Raw genomic sequence first — 18,151 nt, 5'->3', positions numbered from 1 at the left:
TGCGGCTTCACAATCCCATTGTGGGCATATTGGAGAAAATCAAAATGACCGAATATTATTCCGGCGATGACAGCGGAATGGGTAGCAAATATTCACCTGGCCAAAGCGTTAAGATTTGGAACGAAACAGTCGCCAAGCAAAGCGGCGATGCTGAAACACCCGCTTCTAATACTACTATAAACCCAATTGATATATTAGCTGAAATTGCAGGTAAGGCATTGGCCATTGCACGCGATAAGAAAAACACAAAAGCTAATCGGATTGCTGCTTTTGACCTTGCGCGAAAAGCTATCATGGACCAACTTGAAATTGGACCGGGCCAAGATTTGGAAGCAGAAAATGGCAAACGCTTGGCCTGATTATACACCCGTAAATGCAGAAAATGGCGCGGCGGGTTGGGGTGCACCCGCCGTTGATGCTGGCGTTCAGGATAAACCCCCGTCCCCCAAGCCAGTGTCAAAACGAATGCGGCTTGAAAACGGCCCTCAAATCCGGCGTGAAATTGCCAAGGTCTATCGCGGCATGAAAGCTAGCGAAATTCCTGCTGCAAAGGGAACCAAGCTTATCTATGCGCTGGAAGTGCTATCGCGCCATATTGAGCGCGAAAAGGTCGATAAGCTGACTGACCGCCTAGACGCGCTGGAATGCCGGTAATGAGCTATCGCACCCTTAAGGCCCGTATCGCTCGCCAGGAACGCCGCAATCGCCATAAGCGAGCCTTTGCGCCGGTCATCATCACAATACACCCTGATGATGACGCTAGGCCGGTTGTGGGCGCATTTGGTTGTCATGGCGAGCGCACGCGCCATTTTGATGAAGGGTTGCCCGCATTCATTCATCGCGCCGCCAATGAGACTGGCCAGCGCATTCTTTGCGCCAAATATCCTAGCTGAACTATTCGGCTTGCTCGCTGGCTTTTTTTGCAAAGAACTCCAAATCCTCAAAGAGTGTCGCCAGCTCTTGTGCGGCTGACTGTTCTTTTGAATGGCACTCCATATCTATGGCGGTTTCGCGCCTTATGGATGGCGCAAACTCGCTTAGTTGGTTAATCATTTTGTCGAAGTTTGTTTGCATACGTTCAGCGGCATCATCACCAAAAAATTCTCGGACATTATATTTCAAGTTTTCGAAATTGGATTTGGCAATTGGGGTGTCGGCACAAGCTGCATACGCCGGGTATATCGCGCTCAATTCCCCGATACGTTTGGCTACAAAAGCAGCATCGTATTCGGCTTGCGCTGCAACGGGTTGTCCGGCCATCAACAGCGATGCAAAAATTGCTAATGAAATTCTCATTGTTGCCCCCAAATCCCCAGACTTCACAATGGCATGGAACCGTTGAAGGAAACAATTACATTTTGCTCAAATTTCTCGCTGGCTGCTACCTATATGCTACCTGCAACCAAATGATACACGCGGTTGATTGATTAAGTCATTGAAAATAATGGTGCACCCGACTGGATTCGAACCAGTGACCTCTGCCTTCGGAGGGCAGCGCTCTATCCAGCTGAGCTACGGGTGCCAGTTTGGCTGACTACCAAGACGGCGCGCCTAGCAATTGCCTGCACGCTGCGCCAGCGGTTTTGCAACCCTTGCGGTAATTAGCAATTTGGCAAGTTCGCCGCGCTAAATACAGCGCATGAACGCAGATCCTGCCAAACGAGGCTTCAGCAAAGCGCCCGGATCCCGGGCAACATCGCAAAACGAGGCGCGCGGCAGTCGCCCCCCCGGCCCGGTGGCGACACGCTGGGCGGCGCTGAATGATGCCGGCAACGCGGTTGCGCTGATGGCGGGAATGCCGGCCGAAAGAACTACGTCCGAAGTCCGCAATTTTCCCGCGATCATGCGCGATTGCGAGAGCTGGCGGCTCAAGCTGGTCAATGACGGACTGGATGATCTGGCGTCCTTCATGGAACCGGGCCTGGCGGCGCTTCTGGCGGTTTCGGCGCGCGGTCAGGATGCGGCAGTGCCCGCGCAGACGCTGTGGCGCGAATTTCAGGCGGCCCGTGCGGGCCTGCTGGCATTGTTACCGGAAAATGCCGCGCTGGGTCCGCTGCGCAGCGCCTGATCTGGTCGCAAACCATCATTACGGCTTGACCGAGTTCATGCTATGTTCCAATTTGGGGCATGGTTGATTCGCTTGCAATAGTTACGCCCGCCCACCCTCTTTTACACGATTCGGCTGCGGTAACGCGCGGGATTATGCGGCTGTTTGCGCGCAATGACATCTGGTGCCTTGCGGAAATGCCGCTGCGCGGCGGGCGACGTGCCGATTTGATGGGTGTTGACCCGAAAGGCCGCGTCGTGATCGTCGAGATCAAGGTGTCTCGGGCCGATTTGCTTGGTGACAACAAATGGCCTGATTATCTGGACCATTGTGACCGATTTTACTGGGGGCTGGCCCCCGGTCTCGACCGCACCTGTCTGGATGGCGACGGGTTCAAGCCGGATTGTTGCGGCGTGATTGTGGGTGATGGCTATGACGCGGAAATCATCCGCCCCGCGCCCACCCGTTCGCTGGCCGCCGCGCGGCGCAAGGTCGAAGTGGAAAAGCTGGCCCGTACTGCCATGCGCCGGATGCAGATTGCCGAGGACCCGACCTGTTCGCCGTGGGGCGGCGAGTTCTGAGCAAGAAAGCTGGCGGGGAAAACGCTGGCGTCCGATTTCGCCGCAGGGCATATATGCGGGGATGTTAGCGCCAATAATCATTTCTGCGGCGGCCATGACTGTGATTGTCGCGGTTCGTTATCTGGTCGTCAGCGGGGCTTTTGCGCTAGCGACGGCGAAGGTTCGCCCCGGCCAGTATGCCGGGCGTCAAGCGCAGATCAGGAAGGAAATATTCTGGTCGCTGGCTTCCGCGGCGATTTACGGTGTGCCTGCAGGGATTGTCGCCTGGGGCTGGCAATCGCACGGCTGGACACGGATTTACACAGGGTGGAATGATTTCCCGCTGTGGTATTTGCCGCTGTCACTAATCGCATACCTGCTGGCGCATGACACGTGGTTTTACTGGACGCATCGCTGGATGCACCGGCCGCGTCTTTTCAAAATCGCCCATGCAGTCCATCACGCCAGCCGTCCGCCGACCGCGTGGGCGGCGATGAGCTTCCATCCGGTTGAAGCCATTACCGGCGCGGTTGTCATCCCCGCGCTGGTGTTCCTGATCCCCATCCATGTAGCCATGCTGGGCGCAGTGCTGGCAATCATGACCTTGATGGGCGTGACCAATCACATGGGCTGGGAATTGTTTCCCCAACGGTTTGTTCATTCCAGATTCGGTAAATACGTGATAACCGCCAGCCATCACAATCAGCATCATGAGCGCTACACATGCAATTACGGCCTGTATTTCCGGTTTTGGGATCACCTGTGCGGCACCGACAAAGGTATTTCCGCGCCCTGACTGTGGTGGCCGCAATTTGTGCTGCGCCGCTGCTCGCCAGTGCCGTGCCAGCCCCTGCGGCGGTGATATCGACGGGCATTGATGCCGATAAAACTGCTGACGTCACGGTTCGGATTACCGACGTGCGCAACGAAAAGGGCGTCATCCGCGCCTGCATGACCGCCAACAGCAGCGGTTTTCCAAAAACCTGCCGCGGCGATGCCAGAGCGGTCAAACTTGCCGTCGCAGCCAGATCGGGCGCAGTGCTGACCTTCAGAAATGTCAGGCCGGGCACTTATGCCATCGCGCTGCTGCATGACGAAAACGACAATGGCAAAGCGGACCGCGCCCTGTCGATGATCCCCAAGGAGGGGTTCGGATTCTCGCGTGACGCCAAAGTCATGATGGCGCCGCCGAAATTCGCCGATGCCGCGTTTGACGTCGCGGGCAAACCGGTAAGCCAGACCATCCGGTTGCGGTATATGTTCTGATGATCCCGGCCCGGCCCGGCCCGGCCACCGGTGCCGCGGCACCGGTAATCTGACGTCATGAAAAATTTTGGCGTCTTCCGGACAACTTAACGGCTTGTTTACCATGTCGCGCCAAAAGGGTCCCCTGATCACGAAACGGGGGCTATGAGGCCATGGATACTCTACGCGGCAATTTTGGATCGACCGACTTTTCGGACGATGATCGCGACTATGATGTCGGTGAAGAAGAGACGGGCCGCGAGGAACCGCCACTGGCGATCGGCCAGGATGAACGCCGGATGCAGGTGCGCGCATATAATCACTGGGCCAGCCTGCTGAATGACCGGCATTATCCGGCGGTCGAGGACCTTGTCCCCGAAGAATTGCCCGATTTCGGTCCTTTCAGCGTGCTGCTGGATTTCACCAACGGTATCGAGGATCCCACGATCCAGTATCTTGGCGACAAGCTGGCTACCGAATGTGATGCGACGGAAAACATCGATCAGCTGTCGGATGTTCCCAGCCGCAGCCTGCTGTCACGCATCACCGACCATTACATGCAGATTATCGCCAATCAGGCCCCGATCGGCTTTGAAGCAGAATTCGTGAACCAGCGCGGCGCAACAATCCTGTATCGCGGCATCCTGCTGCCGTTTTCCAGCGATGACGATTCGATCGATTTCATTTACGGTGTGATCAACTGGAAAGAAATGGCCGACCAGATCACCACCGACGAACTGTTGCTTGAAATCGATCAGGCAATCGGCGGCGAGCGCGACGGACAGCCGCGCGAAGCAGACGCGCTGACCGACTGGGCCGATGGCCCTTCGGCTGACGCTGCGCTGAACCCGCAGCACGGCGCGACCGGACTGGGCGTGCACGAAGAAGAGGAAGACGCAGCCGATGATGGCTTGCCGATGCCCAGCTTCGGATCATTGACCAACATCAAGGCCGGCGCGGCAACCAAGCCCATGGCGACCGAGATCGAATTCGATCACGGGCCACCAGAGGAAGATTTCCTCGCTGCGGATTTTGATAGCGAGCCGGAGGATGATCACGTCGCACCGGACACCGAAATGGCACTATCGGACTGGCTGGCCTCCGCGCGCGAACTGGCACAGGCCGCGCATCACAGCGAAGACCGCAGCCGCAACGCGTTATATTCCGCGATTGGCCGCGCCTATGATTTTTCGCTGGCCGCGGCAGAAAGTCCCACGGATTTTGACGAAATCGTGTCCGACAGCGGGTTGACCGTTCAGGAACGGGCACCGATGACTCCGGTTGTGAAACTGGTGTTCGGCGCGGATTACGACAAAACCCGGCTTACCGAATATGCAGCAGCGCTCAGCCATGCACACCGGCTCGACCTGGGCCGCGGCGAACTGGCCGGCTATTTGCGCGATGCCAAGGGCGGCCTCAAGGGGGTCGTCAAAACCGAACGCGGTTTGCGCCGTGAAGAAAGCGGCAAGACCGCTGCGCCAGCAGATGGCCCGAGTGAAAAACTTGCCGGTCAATTGCGCAAAATCACGCCGCAGGATCTGCTTTCGATCGACCCGGAAGGTGCGGAGTTCGGGCTGGTGATGATCCGCCGGATGCCGGATGGCCAGATCGTGATGGTTGGCGAGGTGTTGGAAGATATTCCGCTGGTGGAACGCGCCGCTCGCAAAATTATTGGCTAGATTTTCAATCAGGTAGCAAGCGGGGTAAGTCAGAGGCCTATCCCGCCTGTCTCATTCTCGCTAGCGGGAGGGATGGATTTTCTCAAACCGGATCCCGCGCGAGTCCTGCCGTTTTTCGGCTATCGCAGCGCAAACCGCGTGGTGTTGACCGCGCGCGCATTGCGCGACCGCGAGGCTGATTTCGCAAAGCGCGGACAGATGCGCGCCTTCCGGACAATGCTGTCGCAATTTGCCAGCCGCGAAGTTCCCGGGCTGCAGGTGACGCTGGAACTTGTCAGACAGGACGGCGGCACCAGCCTGCACCCTGCCACCACCAACGATGAAGGCTTCGTGCATTGGGATCTGGTGCTGGACGAAGGGTGGCCGATGCCCGAAAACACCGCTTGGGATGTGGTGGCGCTTCGCTGGACGAATTCCGATGGCGAACAATGTGTCGAAGGACACATAAAGGCCCCCGGTGAGGCTGCGCATATCGCAGTGATATCGGACATCGATGATACCATCATTGAAACCGGCATAACCGGCGGGCTCCGTTCGCTGCTTCGCAACTGGCGCAGGGTGCTGGCCGAACTGCCGGAAGACAGGATTTCGGTACCCGGCGTCGATGTGTTTTACAACGCGCTGGGCGGCGGCAAAGTGATGCAAGCGGAAGATGCCAGCCCCGGCGATCGAATTCCGGCATTGCACCGCCCGTTTTTCTACGTTTCTTCCAGCCCGTGGAACCTGTATTCCTATCTTGTGGCATTCCAGAGGACGCGCAATCTGCCGCTTGGCCCGATCATGCTGCGAGACTGGGCGTTCGACCGGGCAACTTTGGGCAGCGAGGGTCATGGCGCGCACAAACGGCGTTCGATCGACAATATCTGCGCAACCTATCCGCGGCTGAGGTTTGCCTTGATCGGTGACGATACGCAGGGCGATTTGCCCGCCTATGCCAGCGTCGTCGCCGATAACCCCGGCCGGATTGCCGCCGTGTTCATCCGTACTGGCGCGGGCGAGGAAATGACGCCGCTGGAACGCGCCGCGAAAAGCACCATCGAGGCCGCCGGCGTGCCTTTATGGCTTGGCGAAAGCTATGAAATCGGGCAGGATTTTCTGAAGGCCACAGGCTTGTCGATGTCCGGTGCAACCGCGAAAATCGTCGAAGCCACGCAGGCCAAGAATGGCGAGAGCAAGGGCCGGTAACGCACGATGGAACGCAAGAAGATGGGCCTGACGGGATGGCTGTTGGTAATCGTGATCGCGCTGGCGATAAGCATCTTCGCGTTGTGGCGTGCGGCACTGGCATTTGGCAATGCCGACACACTCAACCGGATTGATGCCCTATATTCGCGCGATCTGCCGGTCGGCCTCGCAGCGGCGGAAAGGTATGGCGAAACCGAAGCGCAGCGGCTCGAGCTTTACGTGCCGCAGACGGATGCCGACGGGCCGCACAAGGTCATCATTTTCGTCCATGGTGGCAGCTGGAGTTTTGGTGCGCCGGAGGAATACCGGTTTCTGGCGCGAACCTTCGGCGATCTGGGTTATGCGACCGCGCTGGCGGGATACCGGCTGGTTCCGGGCGGCGAATTTCCCGCGATGCTGCAAGATACCGCAGCTTCGGTTCGCTGGGTGGTGGATAACGCCGCGAAATTCAATCTCGACGCCGGCAATATTTATCTGATGGGTCATTCGGCGGGTGCCTATAATGTTCTGATGACCGGGCTGGACCGCCAGTGGCTGCAGCGCGAGGGATTGTCCGGTTCCGCCATCAAGGGTGTGATCAGCCTTGCCGGACCGGCAGACTTTTATCCGTTCGACAGCGATTCGACCAAGGCTGCCTTCGGTCAGGTCGATGCGCCTGAACTGACGCAGCCCGTGACGTTTGCGCGCGGTGATGCGCCGCCGCTGCTGTTGATGCACGGGCTGGAGGATACCACCGTCTATCCAAAAAATTCGCAGAACCTCCACCGGCTTGTTACGCAGGCCGGCGGCACCAGCTATCTCGAAGAATATGCCGGAATTGACCATGCGCAGATCATGATGCGGTTGTCGCGGCCGTTTCAGGAAAATCGCGCACTGATTAACCGCGTCGATCAATTCATCAAAGATACGTCCGCCGCGCGCGCTTCAGCGGCGGTTCAGGCCGAAAGCCCCTAGTAAACCGGCCAAATGCCATTCCTTTTCCGCCTTATTGCGCTGCTTGCGCTGTTCGCGCTCACCGCGAAGCCGGTGATGGCGCAGTCCGTTTTGCGCGATGCGGAAACCGAAGCCCTGCTGCAGGAACTGGCGGCGCCACTGGTCGAGGCTGCCGGGCTCGAACCCGGCAATGTCGATATCGTGCTGATCAACGATCCCGCGATCAACGCATTCGTGGCCGGCGGGCAAGTCGTCTATCTGCATTCCGGCCTGATCCAGGCGGCCGATGACGCGGAGGAAGTGCAAGGCGTGATCGCGCACGAACTGGGCCATATTACCGGCGGTCACATCATTCGCTACGGCGAGGGCATCAGCCAGTCGGCCAATATTTCCATCCTTTCGCTTATTCTGGCAGGCGTTGCCGCCGCCGCGGGTGCGGGCGAAGCGGCTGCCGGGGTTCTGGCCGCCGGACAGCAGGCGGCCCTGGGCAAGTTTCTGGCGTTTTCGCGGGTTCAGGAATCCAGCGCCGATGCGGCGGGCGCGCAATATCTTTCCGATGCCGGAATTTCCGGCCGCGGGTCGCTGGAGTTTTTCAAGAAACTGCAGAACCAGGCGTTCCGCTATGGCTACCGCCAGGATGACGAGGCCACGTTCAGCCAGACGCACCCGCTGTCGGGGGATCGTATCGCTTCATTGCGCGAAGTGTATGTGATCGATCCGGCGTGGGAAAAACCGCTTGATCCTGCTCTGCAGCGCCGGTTCCTGCGCATAAAGGCGAAGCTGGCAGGATATTTGTCCAGACCCGGCGACACATTGCGGGTTTATAATGAAACCATGACGGGGATCCCCGCGCGCTATGCACGCGCATATGCCTATCACAAGAATGCGCAGGTCGATCTGGCGCTGTCCGAAACAGAGGCGCTGCTGGAAATGGAGCCGGATGATCCCTATTTTCTGGAACTCAAGGGTCAGGTCCTGCTCGAATCGGGTCGCCCGCTCGAGGCACTCGATAGCCTGCGCCGCGCCACCGATCTGAGCGCCAACAATGCGCTGATCGCAGGCATGTTCGGCCATGCATTGATCGCGACCGAAGATCCGGTCCATTTTGACGAAGCCGAACAAGTGCTCAAGAATGCGGTCTCGCGCGACCGCCTCAATCCCTTTGCCTGGCACCAGTTAGGGGTGGTTTATGCAGCGCGGGGCGATATGGCGCGGGCAAGACTGGCGAGCGCGGAACAACAGGTAATGCGCAGGCAGTATGCCGAGGCGCTGTTCAGCGCCGGAGCGGCGGAAACGGCGCTTCCGGCGGGCTCGCCCGACTGGATCAGGGCGCAGGATATCGGGCTGCAGGCACGCGCCGAGCTTGAGCGGCAGGGGAAACGGTGATGATTCGGGACCGGGCAAGACAGGACGGGGGCATTTGATGAGCGGGACAGCTTCCTTGAGCGGTAAGTCCATGCTGGTGGCCGGAGCGATAGCTCTGGTTTGCGGTTTTGGCGGGGCAGCGATTTACGGGGCCAGCGGCATCGGCGGCGACAAAGCCGAAATTCGCAGTTATTTGCTTGAAAACCCCGAAATTCTGCCTGAGATGGTCGCGCGGCTCGAAGCGCGCGAGGTCGAAGGGCGGCTTGCCAGCGCCGGGCCTCAGGCATCCCAGCCGTTCCCCGGAGCGGTAATGGGCAATCCCGGCGGGTCGATCACGCTGGTGGAATTCAGCGATTACAGCTGCGGTTATTGCCGGGGCAGTATGCAGGATGTGCAGGCGATTATTGCCGCGAACCCCGATCTCAAGGTCGTGGTGCGCGAATTACCGATCCTTTCGCCCGCCAGCGAAGCGGCTGCGCGCATGGCGCTGGCGGCGGCAAAACAAGGCAAATACGCCGCGTTTCACAAAGCGATGTTCGAGGGCGGCCGCCCCGATCCCGTCACAATCAAGGCAGCTGCCGCAAAAGCCGGTATGGATTACGCCAAGGCCGAAGAAATTGCCATGTCACCCGATGTCTCGGCTGAAATTTCGCGCAATCTCGCCATCGCCCAGCAGCTCGGTTTCGATGGCACTCCCAGCTGGATAATCGGTGACAAGGTTTTTCAGGGCGCCGTCGGCCAAGCGCAATTGCAGCAAGCGATCAAGGCCGCTCGCGAATCCTGATGGGTAAGTCCGGCGCTTTTGCCTCAGCCTTGATATTCGCGCTGGGCGCTTATCTGCCGGCCGCCGCAGCCGGTGATGTATCCGCGGCGCGAAGCGCCTTGCACACCTTGCAGCAGCAGGACGCCCGTTTGCAGACGATCGGGTGGAAACTGGCGTCCGGCAATGCGGCCTTTTGTGAAGACGCTGCGCCGGCAACCGGGCTTTTGTTGCAGGACATGGCGGGGTATTCCAGCCCGGATAAAATGCGCGAGGCTGCCGGAATTGACGGTGATATTGCGGTTCAGGCGGCGGCGCCCGGATCGCCAAGCGATGCTGCCGGGCTCAAGGCCAATATGGCGGTGCTGACAGTTGCCGATATCGATATTGCGGCGCTGCCGCAGCCAAAAGCCGGTTACGAACGATTGCAAAGCATCACCGACATTATGGAACGCCGTTTGCAGGATAGCGGCCAATTGGCAATCGAAGTCAGATCTGGCGCGGAAACGCAGGCGCGGATTATCGTGCTGGACGGGGTTCCGGCCTGTCCGGGCCGCTTCGAGATGATAACCGGCAAGAAACGCGCCAGCGCCGATGGAACGCGGGTCCTGATCGGCACAGATTTCGCCGGACTTGGTTATCCTGAAGAAGAACTGGCAGCGGCCATCGCGCACGAGATGGCGCATAATCTGCTGTACCATCAGGTCCATCTGAACATTGTCGGGCGCAAGCAGAAAAATATCCGCCTGACCGAGCGGGAGGCTGATCGGCTGATGCCATGGCTGCTGGCCAATGCCGGTTACGATCCGGCGGCGGCGCTGCGGTTCATGCAGCGCTGGGGGCCCAGGCATGGTGGCGGGCTGTTCCGCAAACGAACGCATGACGGATGGGATGAACGCGCCGAATTCATCGCCGCCGAATTGCCGCTGATCCGCGCTTCGGTCGAAAAATCCGGCAGCGCGGACTGGTCGGCCGATTTTATCCGCTAGGCTGCGCTGCTTACTCCTCCTGAACGTAAACCGATTTCAGCGGACGCGCCAGAACGCGGCGCACCATCGGTTCGAAAAATTCCAGCGGTTCGCTGTCGTAGGCCGGATCGAACGCGGCCTGATCGTATTTTTCGCAAAATTCGCGGCACGCCTCGAAATGCGGATTGTCGCGATATTCGTTGCGCATATCCCGGTCCTGGCCGATGAAGTGGAAGAAGTAATACCCTTGGAATATGCCGTGATGCTGGCAAATCCACATCTCTTCCTCGGTAACAAACGGCTTGAGAATTGCGGCCGCGACATCGGGGTGGTTATACGTGCCCAGCGTATCGCCGATATCGTGCAGCAGCGCCATGACGACATAGCGTTCGCCGCGCCCGTCACGGTGCGCGCGGGTGGCAGTTTGCAGCGAATGTTCGAGGCGGCACACCGGAAATCCGCCGAAATCGCCTTTGAGCAAATTCAGATGCGTCAGAACCCGGTCGGGCAAATCGGAGGCAAATTCCATATAATGTTTGCTGATGGTTGCCCAATCTTCGGCAGTGCCTTCCTTCATCTGGCGGAATTTTGCCTGTTCCTGCGGTTTTGCGTCTGCTGCACTTGCCATCGAATCCATCTCCTCGCCCGCTCCGGCCTATAGCCAGCCTATCCCAACTTGCCCGGCAGCGCAAAACAGGTCTGACTTGTCACGCCAAATCGGCTAAGCTGCCGGGGCTATGGCTGTCCTACCCGCCCTTCCGTTTCGCCCGTCGCCGTTCTTCGCGAACAAGAACCGCGCGTTCTGGATGCTCCAGCTATCGGGCTGGGCAGGATATTTCCTGCTCAGGACCGTCACCGCGCTGGCCAACCAGCAGCCGGTTTCGATTCTGGTGATCCTGCTGATTGGCGCGGTAACCGGCTTTTCGATCAGCCTGATTCTCTCGGTCATCTACGAACGGCTGATCGGTTTGCGGCCGCTGATAACATGGGGCGTGACCGGGGTCGTGCTGGTGGTCGCGGTCAGCACTTATGCCTTTATCGAAGCGTGGGTTTTCAGCCTTTTCCGGCCAGCCACCGAATCGTCATTCCTGCAACTGATACTGGGCATTTATTTCCTCCCGGCAACGCTGCTGGGGGGTTGGTCGGCGCTGTATTACGCCATCAACTTCTTCCTGCAGGTAGAAGAACAGAACGACCAGTTGCAAAAGCTGGAAATGCAAGCCACCAGCGCGCAGCTGGCGATGCTGCGATACCAGCTCAATCCGCATTTTCTGTTCAACACGCTCAATTCGATCAGCACGCTGGTGCTGCTGCGGCAGACCGCACCCGCCAACGCCATGCTGACGCGGCTATCGTCGTTTTTGCGGCACACACTGGTCAATGAACCGGGCAGCAAGGTTACCCTGGCGGAAGAAATCGACACGCTGCAACTGTATCTGGATATCGAACGGATGCGGTTTGAAGAACGGCTGCGGACCGAATTCAGAATTTCGCCCGAAGCCGCGAAGGCCTGCCTGCCATCGCTGTTGCTGCAGCCACTGGTGGAAAATGCGATCAAATATGCAGTTGGCCCGCAAGAAGAAGGGGCGCAGATCAGTCTGACAGCACAACTCGTCGGAAAGCGGCTGCGGATCGCCGTGTCGGATACGGGTCCGGGATTGCAAAGTGGCGGCGACAGGCCAATCCTGCCCGCTGCGATGACAGGAGAAGGCCGGGTCGAATCGACGGGAGTTGGGCTGGCCAATATCCGTGATCGCCTCGCACAAGCATATGGCGAAGACCACCTCTTCGAAATTCGCACGCCCCCCGAAGGCGGCTTTACGGTAATAATCGAATTGCCCCACGAATCCGCTGAAGAAGGCCGGCCAGCGGCGGCATTCACTGCCAAAAGCCAGCCCGAACAAACCCAATTTGCGCCCGCACCCGATTTTCTGGCAGGCGCGGCCAGGCCGTTAGGATCTGAAACATGACCATTCGAACAATCCTCGTCGATGACGAAAAACTGGCAATCCAGGGCCTGCAACTGCGGCTTGAGCCCTATCCGGATGTCGAAATCATCGACACCTGCGCCAATGGCCGCGAGGCGATCCGTAAAATCAAGACGCTGAAACCCGATCTGGTCTTTCTGGATATCCAGATGCCGGGCTTTGACGGCTTCAGCGTGGTGAAGGGCGTGATGGAAATCGAACCACCGCTGTTCGTATTTGTCACAGCCTATCAGGAACATGCGGTGCGCGCGTTCGAAGCCAACGCAGTCAATTATCTGATGAAGCCGGTGGCCGAAGACAAACTGGCGGACACGCTGGAACGTGTGCGTGTACGGCTGAAGGAAAAAAACTCCGCCGAAGAAGCGGGCAAGCTGAAAACGGTGCTGGCAGAAGTCGCGCCCGACGCGGCGGAGGAATTTGCCGAAGGCGAGCAGGAAACGGGCGAACGATTCGAAAAACTGATCAACATCAAGGACCGCGGCCAGATTTTCCGCGTCGAAGTCGATTCGATCGAGCATATCGAAGCCGCGGGCGATTATATGTGCATCTACACCGGCGACAATTCGCTGATCCTGCGCGAGACGATGAAGGATCTGGAACGCAGGCTCGACCCGCGCAATTTCCAGCGGGTGCACCGCTCCACCATCGTCAACCTCAATCAGGTCAGGCAGGTCAAACCGCATACCAATGGCGAATGTTTTCTCGTGCTGGACAGCGGCGCCGAAGTCAAAGTGAGCCGGTCCTACCGCGATGTGGTGGCGCGCTTTGTCCACTGAGGCGCGGTTCGAAATAACCGGCTTCGACCTCGCGGCTTTCGTTCGTGATACGCTTGCCGAAGACCTGGGCGAAGGGCTGCCCGGCGGCGGGCGCGATGTCACATCCGAAAGCGTGATCCCGGCAGATGCGCGCTTTTCTGGGGTGATGGACAGCCGCGATCCGATTGTCGTGGCCGGGCTGCCCGTGGCGGCGGCTTTTTTCCGCGTGCTCGACCCCGATATGGAAATCGAACTTCTGGCTGATGAGGGGCAAGCGGTCCCCGAAGGTAGCGATCTGATGCGCCTGTCGGGCAATGCCCGGGCGATGCTGACCGCAGAACGTAGCGCGCTGAATACGGTCCAGCATCTTTCGGGCATTGCCACCATGACGCGCGAATATGTCGCTGCGATGGGGGCGACCGATGCGGTCTTGCTCGACACCCGCAAAACCATCCCCGGACTGCGCTTTCTGGAGAAATACGCGGCCCGCATGGGCGGCGCACAAAACCACCGGATGGGATTATGGGATGCAGCCATGATCAAGGACAATCACGTGCTCGTCGCAGGCGATGTCGGCGAGGCAGTCCGCCGCGCGCGCGCAGCGGGAGTCGAAAAAATCATCTGCGAGGTTGACCGGATCGACCAGATCGAGCCTGCGCTGGCCGCAGGAGCCAATCATCTGCTGCTCGACAATATGCCGCCGGACACTTTGCGCCGCGCCGTTGAACTGGTGAACGGGCGATCGATAACCGAGGCATCAGGCGGCATCAATCTGGACACGATTGCCGCAAAAGCCGCGACCGGGGTTGATTATGTTTCGGTCGGCCGACTGACGCAAAGCGCGCCCGCGGCAGATATCGGGTTGGATTTCACGCCGCTGTAGGCAACCGCCCAATCCCCCAGCGTTCAACCGGGACGCCGCCCGACACGCCGGCAAATCCGCAGCGATTGCACCTTTGTCTGCGCTGGTGCACAAAGCATTGCAGCAAAGGGGAGATTACACGTGCAACCTAAATCTATCGTGACGTTCGAACGTCTGTTTTTTATCAGCCTGGCAATTGGCCTGGTGTCGTATTTTCTGAACTATGACGGTGCGCTGGCTGAAATGCAGTCCGATCCGAATGTTACGGCCTTGGGTGTCGGCGGCGGGTTCATGACCGGCATTTTTGTCTTCAGCCTCGTCATCAATTTGCTGCTCTGGTACTTCATCACGCGCAAGGCCAGCAACATCGCCAAATGGATTTTCGTGGTTCTGACAGTGATCGGCTTCATCGGGATCCCCGGACTGTTCATAGTCGATTTCAGCCTGGCAATGCTGGTCACCTTGATCGGCTATGTGCTGAGCATCGCGATGCTGTATTTTCTGTTCCAGCCTGATGCACGCGCGTGGTTCGACAACCAGGATCCTGCCGATCCGGATGTGTTCGAATAGGCGCCTCGCAACCACCGGGTTCGCTGGAGCAACAGGTCCTGCACCGGGATAGCCGGATTACCCGCCGCGCCGCCGGATATGACTATCGCATGGCCCGAAAAAACGTGCGTAACAGTCCGGCGGCTTCGGCTTCGCCAATGCCGCTGTACACTTCCGGCCGGTGCAAGGCGCCCGGCTGGCCGAACAGGCGCGCACCGTTTTCAACTGCGCCGCCTTTGGGATCGCTGGCCGCGTAATACAGCCGACCGATGCGCGCATGGGCAATCGCACCCGCGCACATCGGACAAGGTTCAAGTGTGACATAGAGGTCGCAATCGCCAAGCCGTTCCTGCCCCAGCGCCGCCGCCGCCCGCCTGATTGCCAGCATTTCGGCATGGGCGGTGGGATCGCTCGAACCACGCGGTTCGTTATGCGCCTCCGCGATAATCGTGCCGCCGCGGACGATTACCGCGCCAACGGGCACCTCGCCGGCAGCCGCAGCATTGCGGGCCAGCGCAAGCGCGCGCACCATCGGATCAGCTATTGGCCATTTCACCATAGAACATTCTGCGCTAGGGCATGATGGATAGTGCTGCAATCAGGCACTTGAAGGCGCGCAATTGCTTGACGATTCGCATTGCGGGGTTTAAGCGCGCGCCTTTCCGAGACAACACGGGCTTTCGGGCCCCCCTTAATTCGAACGAGATTTATCATGTCGCGCATTTGCGAACTGACCGGCAAGGGTCGTCTGACTGGCAACAATGTCAGCCACGCCAACAACAAGACCAAGCGTGTCTTCCTGCCTAACCTGCAAAAAGTTACGCTGATGAGCGAGAAGCTCGATCGCAGCTTCAAGTTCCGCGTATCGACCAACGGTCTGCGTTCGGTCGAGCATGTCGGCGGCCTCGACAATTGGCTGCTCAAGACGAAAGCTGAAAAGCTGAGCACCGGCGCGCTCAAGGTGAAGCGCGAACTGCACAAGGCGGTCAAGGCCGAGACCGAAGCGGCTGCTTAAGCCTGCTGCGCTGCCCCAAGGGGCGCACATCGATTACCCTAACCAGAAGAGCGCGCGGGTTTCTCGCGCGCTTTTTCGTGTTTTGGCGCTGCAGGCGGGGTGTATTTTAGTTTGAGCAGCAATGTTCGCTGTAATGTCGCAAGATTATCGTCCGACATGACCCAAATCGTCACTGGCGATCCCGCCTGGGCAGACGCTGGCTCGGCCGCGATCGCTTCGTAATTTTCGGACGGCGCAATTGCATCGAGTTCCGCAATCACCATGCCGCGCCAAATGGCCCCGCGCGTGATCGTTGCAGGGTCAGCCAGAACAATCTTGCTGGCAAACCCGGGGGGGAAACCAAACACGACCCGCCGCACGAGGATCAGCATCCGCCCGTCGGGCAGGGCTGCCATATCGGTCGCGCGGTAGCCGTCCGGTGCCTGAAAACTGAAGCCAAACACCTCTGCAGGTTCCACCGGATCGCCGCTGAACATGACCGCTGGCGAAGCCCGCCCGACCACACCGCCAAGCGATTCCGACAGAACGATAAACCGTCCGTCAGCCATGCGGACCATCGCTTCCGGGCCGGAATTACTCGACCAGTCCTGCATGGATTCGGGAAACACGCGGATCTGCTCGCCCGTTGCAGGATCGACGCGCATGATCGCATTGCTGCCCTCATAAGCTGCCCAGATCAGCCCGCTTTCGGGATCGCGGGTTATCGCCTCGATATCCGCCAGATGTTTGGCCGAGGGTTGTTCGGGTCGGAAGCGGCGCATTTGCGGCGGGCCCGATCGCGCGCCGTCGGGGCGGGCAAAATCGAGCACACGCCCGCGGTCGCTCGCGGCAAACATCCGCCCGCCCTCTGTCAGCAGCAGCGCGGAATAGCCGCCGAAATGCTCGTTCCTGCTGGCAAGCGACCAGACACCTTGCAGGCGCATGGCGCCCTGCGGATTGGCAGCAGCATCGAGTTTTGTGACAGTCAGCCCTTGCAAAACGGCGCGATCGGGCGGAGCGGAGCGGATCCATGTCCCGGGCGCCAGACCCGCAGCGATCAAAAGAAGAAGAGCTATCCGCCGCATGGCGATGTGGCCGAAACCGGACTTACATCGGGCCGGTGAACAGCAGCGGATCGAGCCGCGTATCGCGCCATTTCAGGCTCCAGTGTAGATGCGGCCCCGTGGCGCTGCCGGTGGACCCGATATTGCCGATATATTGCCCTTTTTTCACCACGTCACCGGTGCGCACAGCCAGCCTGCTGTTGTGCAGGAAGGCACTGTTCAGCCCCATCCCGTGATCGATGATGAGCAAATATCCCTCGAGCGAAAACGGCGAGGTCGTGGCCAAAGTCACCACCCCGTCGGCGGGCGCGACATAGGGGGTTCCGCTTTCGCCCGTCGCAATATCGATACCCGAATGATAGCTGCCCGGAACACCGGCATAGATCCGCTGGTTGCCGAAGCGGCCCGAAATCCGGCCCTTTACCGGCCAGATAAAATCCTGGCTCCAGCCCAGACTATCGGCATCAACCTGCCGGGCGGCGTTGATTTGCGCCAGTTCGGGGCGGCGGCGGCGCAAGAACGCTTCGCTGGGTCCGCCGCGATTGCGGGCCAGATTGACGCGTTCGATGTTCCATTGCCGCGGACTGATCACCAGCGGACTGTCGATTTTCCGCCCGTCGCGCAAGGTCGCCGAAAGCCGTGTCGAACCGCCCGCATCACGGTCGAATGCGGCGAAAAAGCGCCCGTCATCGTCCAATTCCAGCACTTCGTCACCCAATCGCGCCGATACCGTCCCGCCGGGTGCCTGCCCGCGTATCCAGCCGCCCTGCGTGAGTTCGCCATTGAATACAAAGGTCGTCGGGCCAGCCGGGTCGGTGCCGCGTTCGGGGGTCTCCGCAACCGGCTGCTGCACCGGTGACGGGGCGGGCAGCGGTTGTACCACGGCCACATCTTCCGCCATGTCAGTCTGCCGCGCAGCATCGCCGACACAGCTACTCAGAAGCAACAGCAGGGGCGCGCTCACGCCGATCAATCGATCAAAACGGATCACGCTTCTCCGGTCAGGCGGCGGGTCGCGTGCTCGCAGGAGCAATAGGCTTCCTGCCGTTCCACATCCCAGTAACGCAATTCTTCCAGCGGCACAGCTTCGCCGCTGACCGCGCATTCGACATATTTGCCGGGTTTGATCACGCGGAAGCCGTTGGGTCCATATTGGAGAATGGCGGGTTTATCGCTTGAAGACATCAACATGGGCGG

General features: G+C 59.4%; 24 protein-coding genes and 1 tRNA gene. 18 read left to right on the top strand and 7 right to left on the bottom strand.

What is annotated here, in order from left to right:
* Positions 1–44: 44 nt before the first annotated feature.
* From WFP06_RS00690 to WFP06_RS00680, 3 genes are read left to right on the top strand one after another with little or no spacing between them, the layout of a single operon-like run.
* Positions 45–359 carry a hypothetical protein gene (locus tag WFP06_RS00690; protein WP_336985339.1) on the top strand — a complete coding sequence of 105 codons (315 nt, stop codon included), beginning with the start codon at positions 45–47 and terminating at the stop codon, positions 357–359.
* On the top strand, positions 340–654 hold the full coding sequence (locus tag WFP06_RS00685) for a hypothetical protein (protein ID WP_336985338.1): 315 nt from the start codon (positions 340–342) through the stop codon (positions 652–654). The genes WFP06_RS00690 and WFP06_RS00685 overlap by 20 nt, the downstream gene beginning before the upstream one ends.
* Complete coding sequence (locus tag WFP06_RS00680; RefSeq protein WP_336985337.1) at positions 654–893, top strand: hypothetical protein; 240 nt, start codon at positions 654–656, stop codon at positions 891–893. Before WFP06_RS00685 ends, WFP06_RS00680 begins: the two co-directional genes overlap by 1 nt.
* A 1-nt stretch (position 894) precedes the next feature.
* Here the strand turns inward: WFP06_RS00680 and WFP06_RS00675 are convergent, their stop codons facing one another.
* Together WFP06_RS00675 and WFP06_RS00670 are read right to left on the bottom strand one after the other, a co-directional pair.
* Positions 895–1,296, bottom strand: coding sequence for a hypothetical protein (locus WFP06_RS00675; protein ID WP_336985336.1), 402 nt, complete (start codon positions 1,294–1,296; stop codon positions 895–897).
* Between the two features lie 149 nt (positions 1,297–1,445).
* Positions 1,446–1,522: transfer RNA gene (locus WFP06_RS00670), tRNA-Arg, on the bottom strand.
* A gap of 117 nt (positions 1,523–1,639) precedes the next feature.
* Between WFP06_RS00670 and WFP06_RS00665 the strand changes: the two genes are divergently transcribed.
* From WFP06_RS00665 to WFP06_RS00620, 10 genes are all read left to right on the top strand, one after another.
* The gene (locus tag WFP06_RS00665) at positions 1,640–2,068 is read left to right on the top strand and encodes a hypothetical protein (protein WP_336985335.1); all 429 of its coding nucleotides are present in this window, start codon (positions 1,640–1,642) and stop codon (positions 2,066–2,068) included.
* Positions 2,069–2,127: 59 nt separating this feature from the next.
* A complete protein-coding gene (locus tag WFP06_RS00660) occupies positions 2,128–2,628 on the top strand; it encodes an MmcB family DNA repair protein (protein ID WP_336985334.1) in 501 nt (166 codons plus the stop codon).
* 61 nt (positions 2,629–2,689) lie between these two features.
* Entirely contained in the window at positions 2,690–3,403 is a 714-nt protein-coding gene (locus WFP06_RS00655) for a sterol desaturase family protein (protein WP_336985333.1), read from the top strand.
* Positions 3,404–3,408: 5 nt separating this feature from the next.
* Positions 3,409–3,873 (top strand): DUF2141 domain-containing protein, encoded by a 465-nt coding sequence (locus tag WFP06_RS00650; protein ID WP_336985332.1) that lies wholly within the window; start codon positions 3,409–3,411, stop codon positions 3,871–3,873.
* Positions 3,874–4,025: 152 nt separating this feature from the next.
* Positions 4,026–5,531 (top strand): PAS domain-containing protein, encoded by a 1,506-nt coding sequence (locus tag WFP06_RS00645; protein ID WP_336985331.1) that lies wholly within the window; start codon positions 4,026–4,028, stop codon positions 5,529–5,531.
* Positions 5,532–5,603: 72 nt separating this feature from the next.
* Entirely contained in the window at positions 5,604–6,716 is a 1,113-nt protein-coding gene (locus WFP06_RS00640) for a phosphatase domain-containing protein (protein WP_336985330.1), read from the top strand.
* Positions 6,717–6,722: 6 nt separating this feature from the next.
* Positions 6,723–7,670, top strand: a complete 948-nt coding sequence (locus tag WFP06_RS00635; protein ID WP_336985329.1) for an alpha/beta hydrolase — start codon at positions 6,723–6,725, stop codon at positions 7,668–7,670.
* Positions 7,671–7,682: 12 nt separating this feature from the next.
* Positions 7,683–9,035, top strand: coding sequence for a M48 family metalloprotease (locus tag WFP06_RS00630; protein WP_336985328.1), 1,353 nt, complete (start codon positions 7,683–7,685; stop codon positions 9,033–9,035).
* 37 nt (positions 9,036–9,072) lie between these two features.
* Positions 9,073–9,798 (top strand): DsbA family protein, encoded by a 726-nt coding sequence (locus tag WFP06_RS00625; protein WP_336985327.1) that lies wholly within the window; start codon positions 9,073–9,075, stop codon positions 9,796–9,798.
* Entirely contained in the window at positions 9,798–10,763 is a 966-nt protein-coding gene (locus tag WFP06_RS00620; protein ID WP_336985326.1) for a hypothetical protein, read from the top strand. The genes WFP06_RS00625 and WFP06_RS00620 overlap by 1 nt, the downstream gene beginning before the upstream one ends.
* Before the next feature lie 10 nt (positions 10,764–10,773).
* Here WFP06_RS00620 and WFP06_RS00615 read toward each other — a convergent pair whose 3' ends face one another.
* A complete protein-coding gene (locus WFP06_RS00615) occupies positions 10,774–11,370 on the bottom strand; it encodes an HD domain-containing protein (RefSeq protein WP_336985325.1) in 597 nt (198 codons plus the stop codon).
* 109 nt (positions 11,371–11,479) lie between these two features.
* Here WFP06_RS00615 and WFP06_RS00610 point away from each other — a divergent pair, with 109 nt between their 5' ends.
* From WFP06_RS00610 to WFP06_RS00595, 4 genes are all read left to right on the top strand, one after another.
* Positions 11,480–12,712: a sensor histidine kinase gene (locus WFP06_RS00610; protein ID WP_336985324.1), complete on the top strand. Its 1,233-nt coding sequence runs from the start codon at positions 11,480–11,482 to the stop codon at positions 12,710–12,712.
* Positions 12,709–13,506: a LytR/AlgR family response regulator transcription factor gene (locus WFP06_RS00605; RefSeq protein WP_336985323.1), complete on the top strand. Its 798-nt coding sequence runs from the start codon at positions 12,709–12,711 to the stop codon at positions 13,504–13,506. The genes WFP06_RS00610 and WFP06_RS00605 overlap by 4 nt, the downstream gene beginning before the upstream one ends.
* Positions 13,481–14,368 (top strand): carboxylating nicotinate-nucleotide diphosphorylase, encoded by an 888-nt coding sequence (nadC, locus tag WFP06_RS00600; protein WP_336985322.1) that lies wholly within the window; start codon positions 13,481–13,483, stop codon positions 14,366–14,368. The genes WFP06_RS00605 and nadC overlap by 26 nt, the downstream gene beginning before the upstream one ends.
* 120 nt (positions 14,369–14,488) lie before the next feature.
* A complete protein-coding gene (locus WFP06_RS00595; RefSeq protein ID WP_336985321.1) occupies positions 14,489–14,917 on the top strand; it encodes a hypothetical protein in 429 nt (142 codons plus the stop codon).
* A gap of 82 nt (positions 14,918–14,999) precedes the next feature.
* Here the strand turns inward: WFP06_RS00595 and WFP06_RS00590 are convergent, their stop codons facing one another.
* Positions 15,000–15,455: a nucleoside deaminase gene (locus tag WFP06_RS00590; protein WP_336985320.1), complete on the bottom strand. Its 456-nt coding sequence runs from the start codon at positions 15,453–15,455 to the stop codon at positions 15,000–15,002.
* Between the two features lie 153 nt (positions 15,456–15,608).
* Here WFP06_RS00590 and rpmB point away from each other — a divergent pair, with 153 nt between their 5' ends.
* Positions 15,609–15,911: a 50S ribosomal protein L28 gene (gene rpmB, locus WFP06_RS00585; protein WP_336985319.1), complete on the top strand. Its 303-nt coding sequence runs from the start codon at positions 15,609–15,611 to the stop codon at positions 15,909–15,911.
* A 38-nt stretch (positions 15,912–15,949) separates the two neighbouring features.
* Here the strand turns inward: rpmB and WFP06_RS00580 are convergent, their stop codons facing one another.
* The 3 genes from WFP06_RS00580 to WFP06_RS00570 are packed head-to-tail and all read right to left on the bottom strand — an operon-like array spanning position 15,950 to position 18,145.
* Complete coding sequence (locus tag WFP06_RS00580; RefSeq protein WP_336985318.1) at positions 15,950–16,975, bottom strand: esterase-like activity of phytase family protein; 1,026 nt, start codon at positions 16,973–16,975, stop codon at positions 15,950–15,952.
* Positions 16,976–16,997: 22 nt separating this feature from the next.
* A complete protein-coding gene (locus WFP06_RS00575; RefSeq protein ID WP_336985317.1) occupies positions 16,998–17,945 on the bottom strand; it encodes a M23 family metallopeptidase in 948 nt (315 codons plus the stop codon).
* Positions 17,942–18,145, bottom strand: a complete 204-nt coding sequence (locus tag WFP06_RS00570) for a DUF2093 domain-containing protein (protein WP_336985316.1) — start codon at positions 18,143–18,145, stop codon at positions 17,942–17,944. Before WFP06_RS00570 ends, WFP06_RS00575 begins: the two co-directional genes overlap by 4 nt.
* Positions 18,146–18,151 lie beyond the last annotated feature (6 nt).

Origin of the sequence: Altererythrobacter aquiaggeris (genome assembly GCF_037154015.1) — a bacterium.
Classification (GTDB): domain Bacteria; phylum Pseudomonadota; class Alphaproteobacteria; order Sphingomonadales; family Sphingomonadaceae; genus Aestuarierythrobacter; species Aestuarierythrobacter aquiaggeris.
This window is presented reverse-complemented; position numbering and strand designations above follow the sequence as displayed.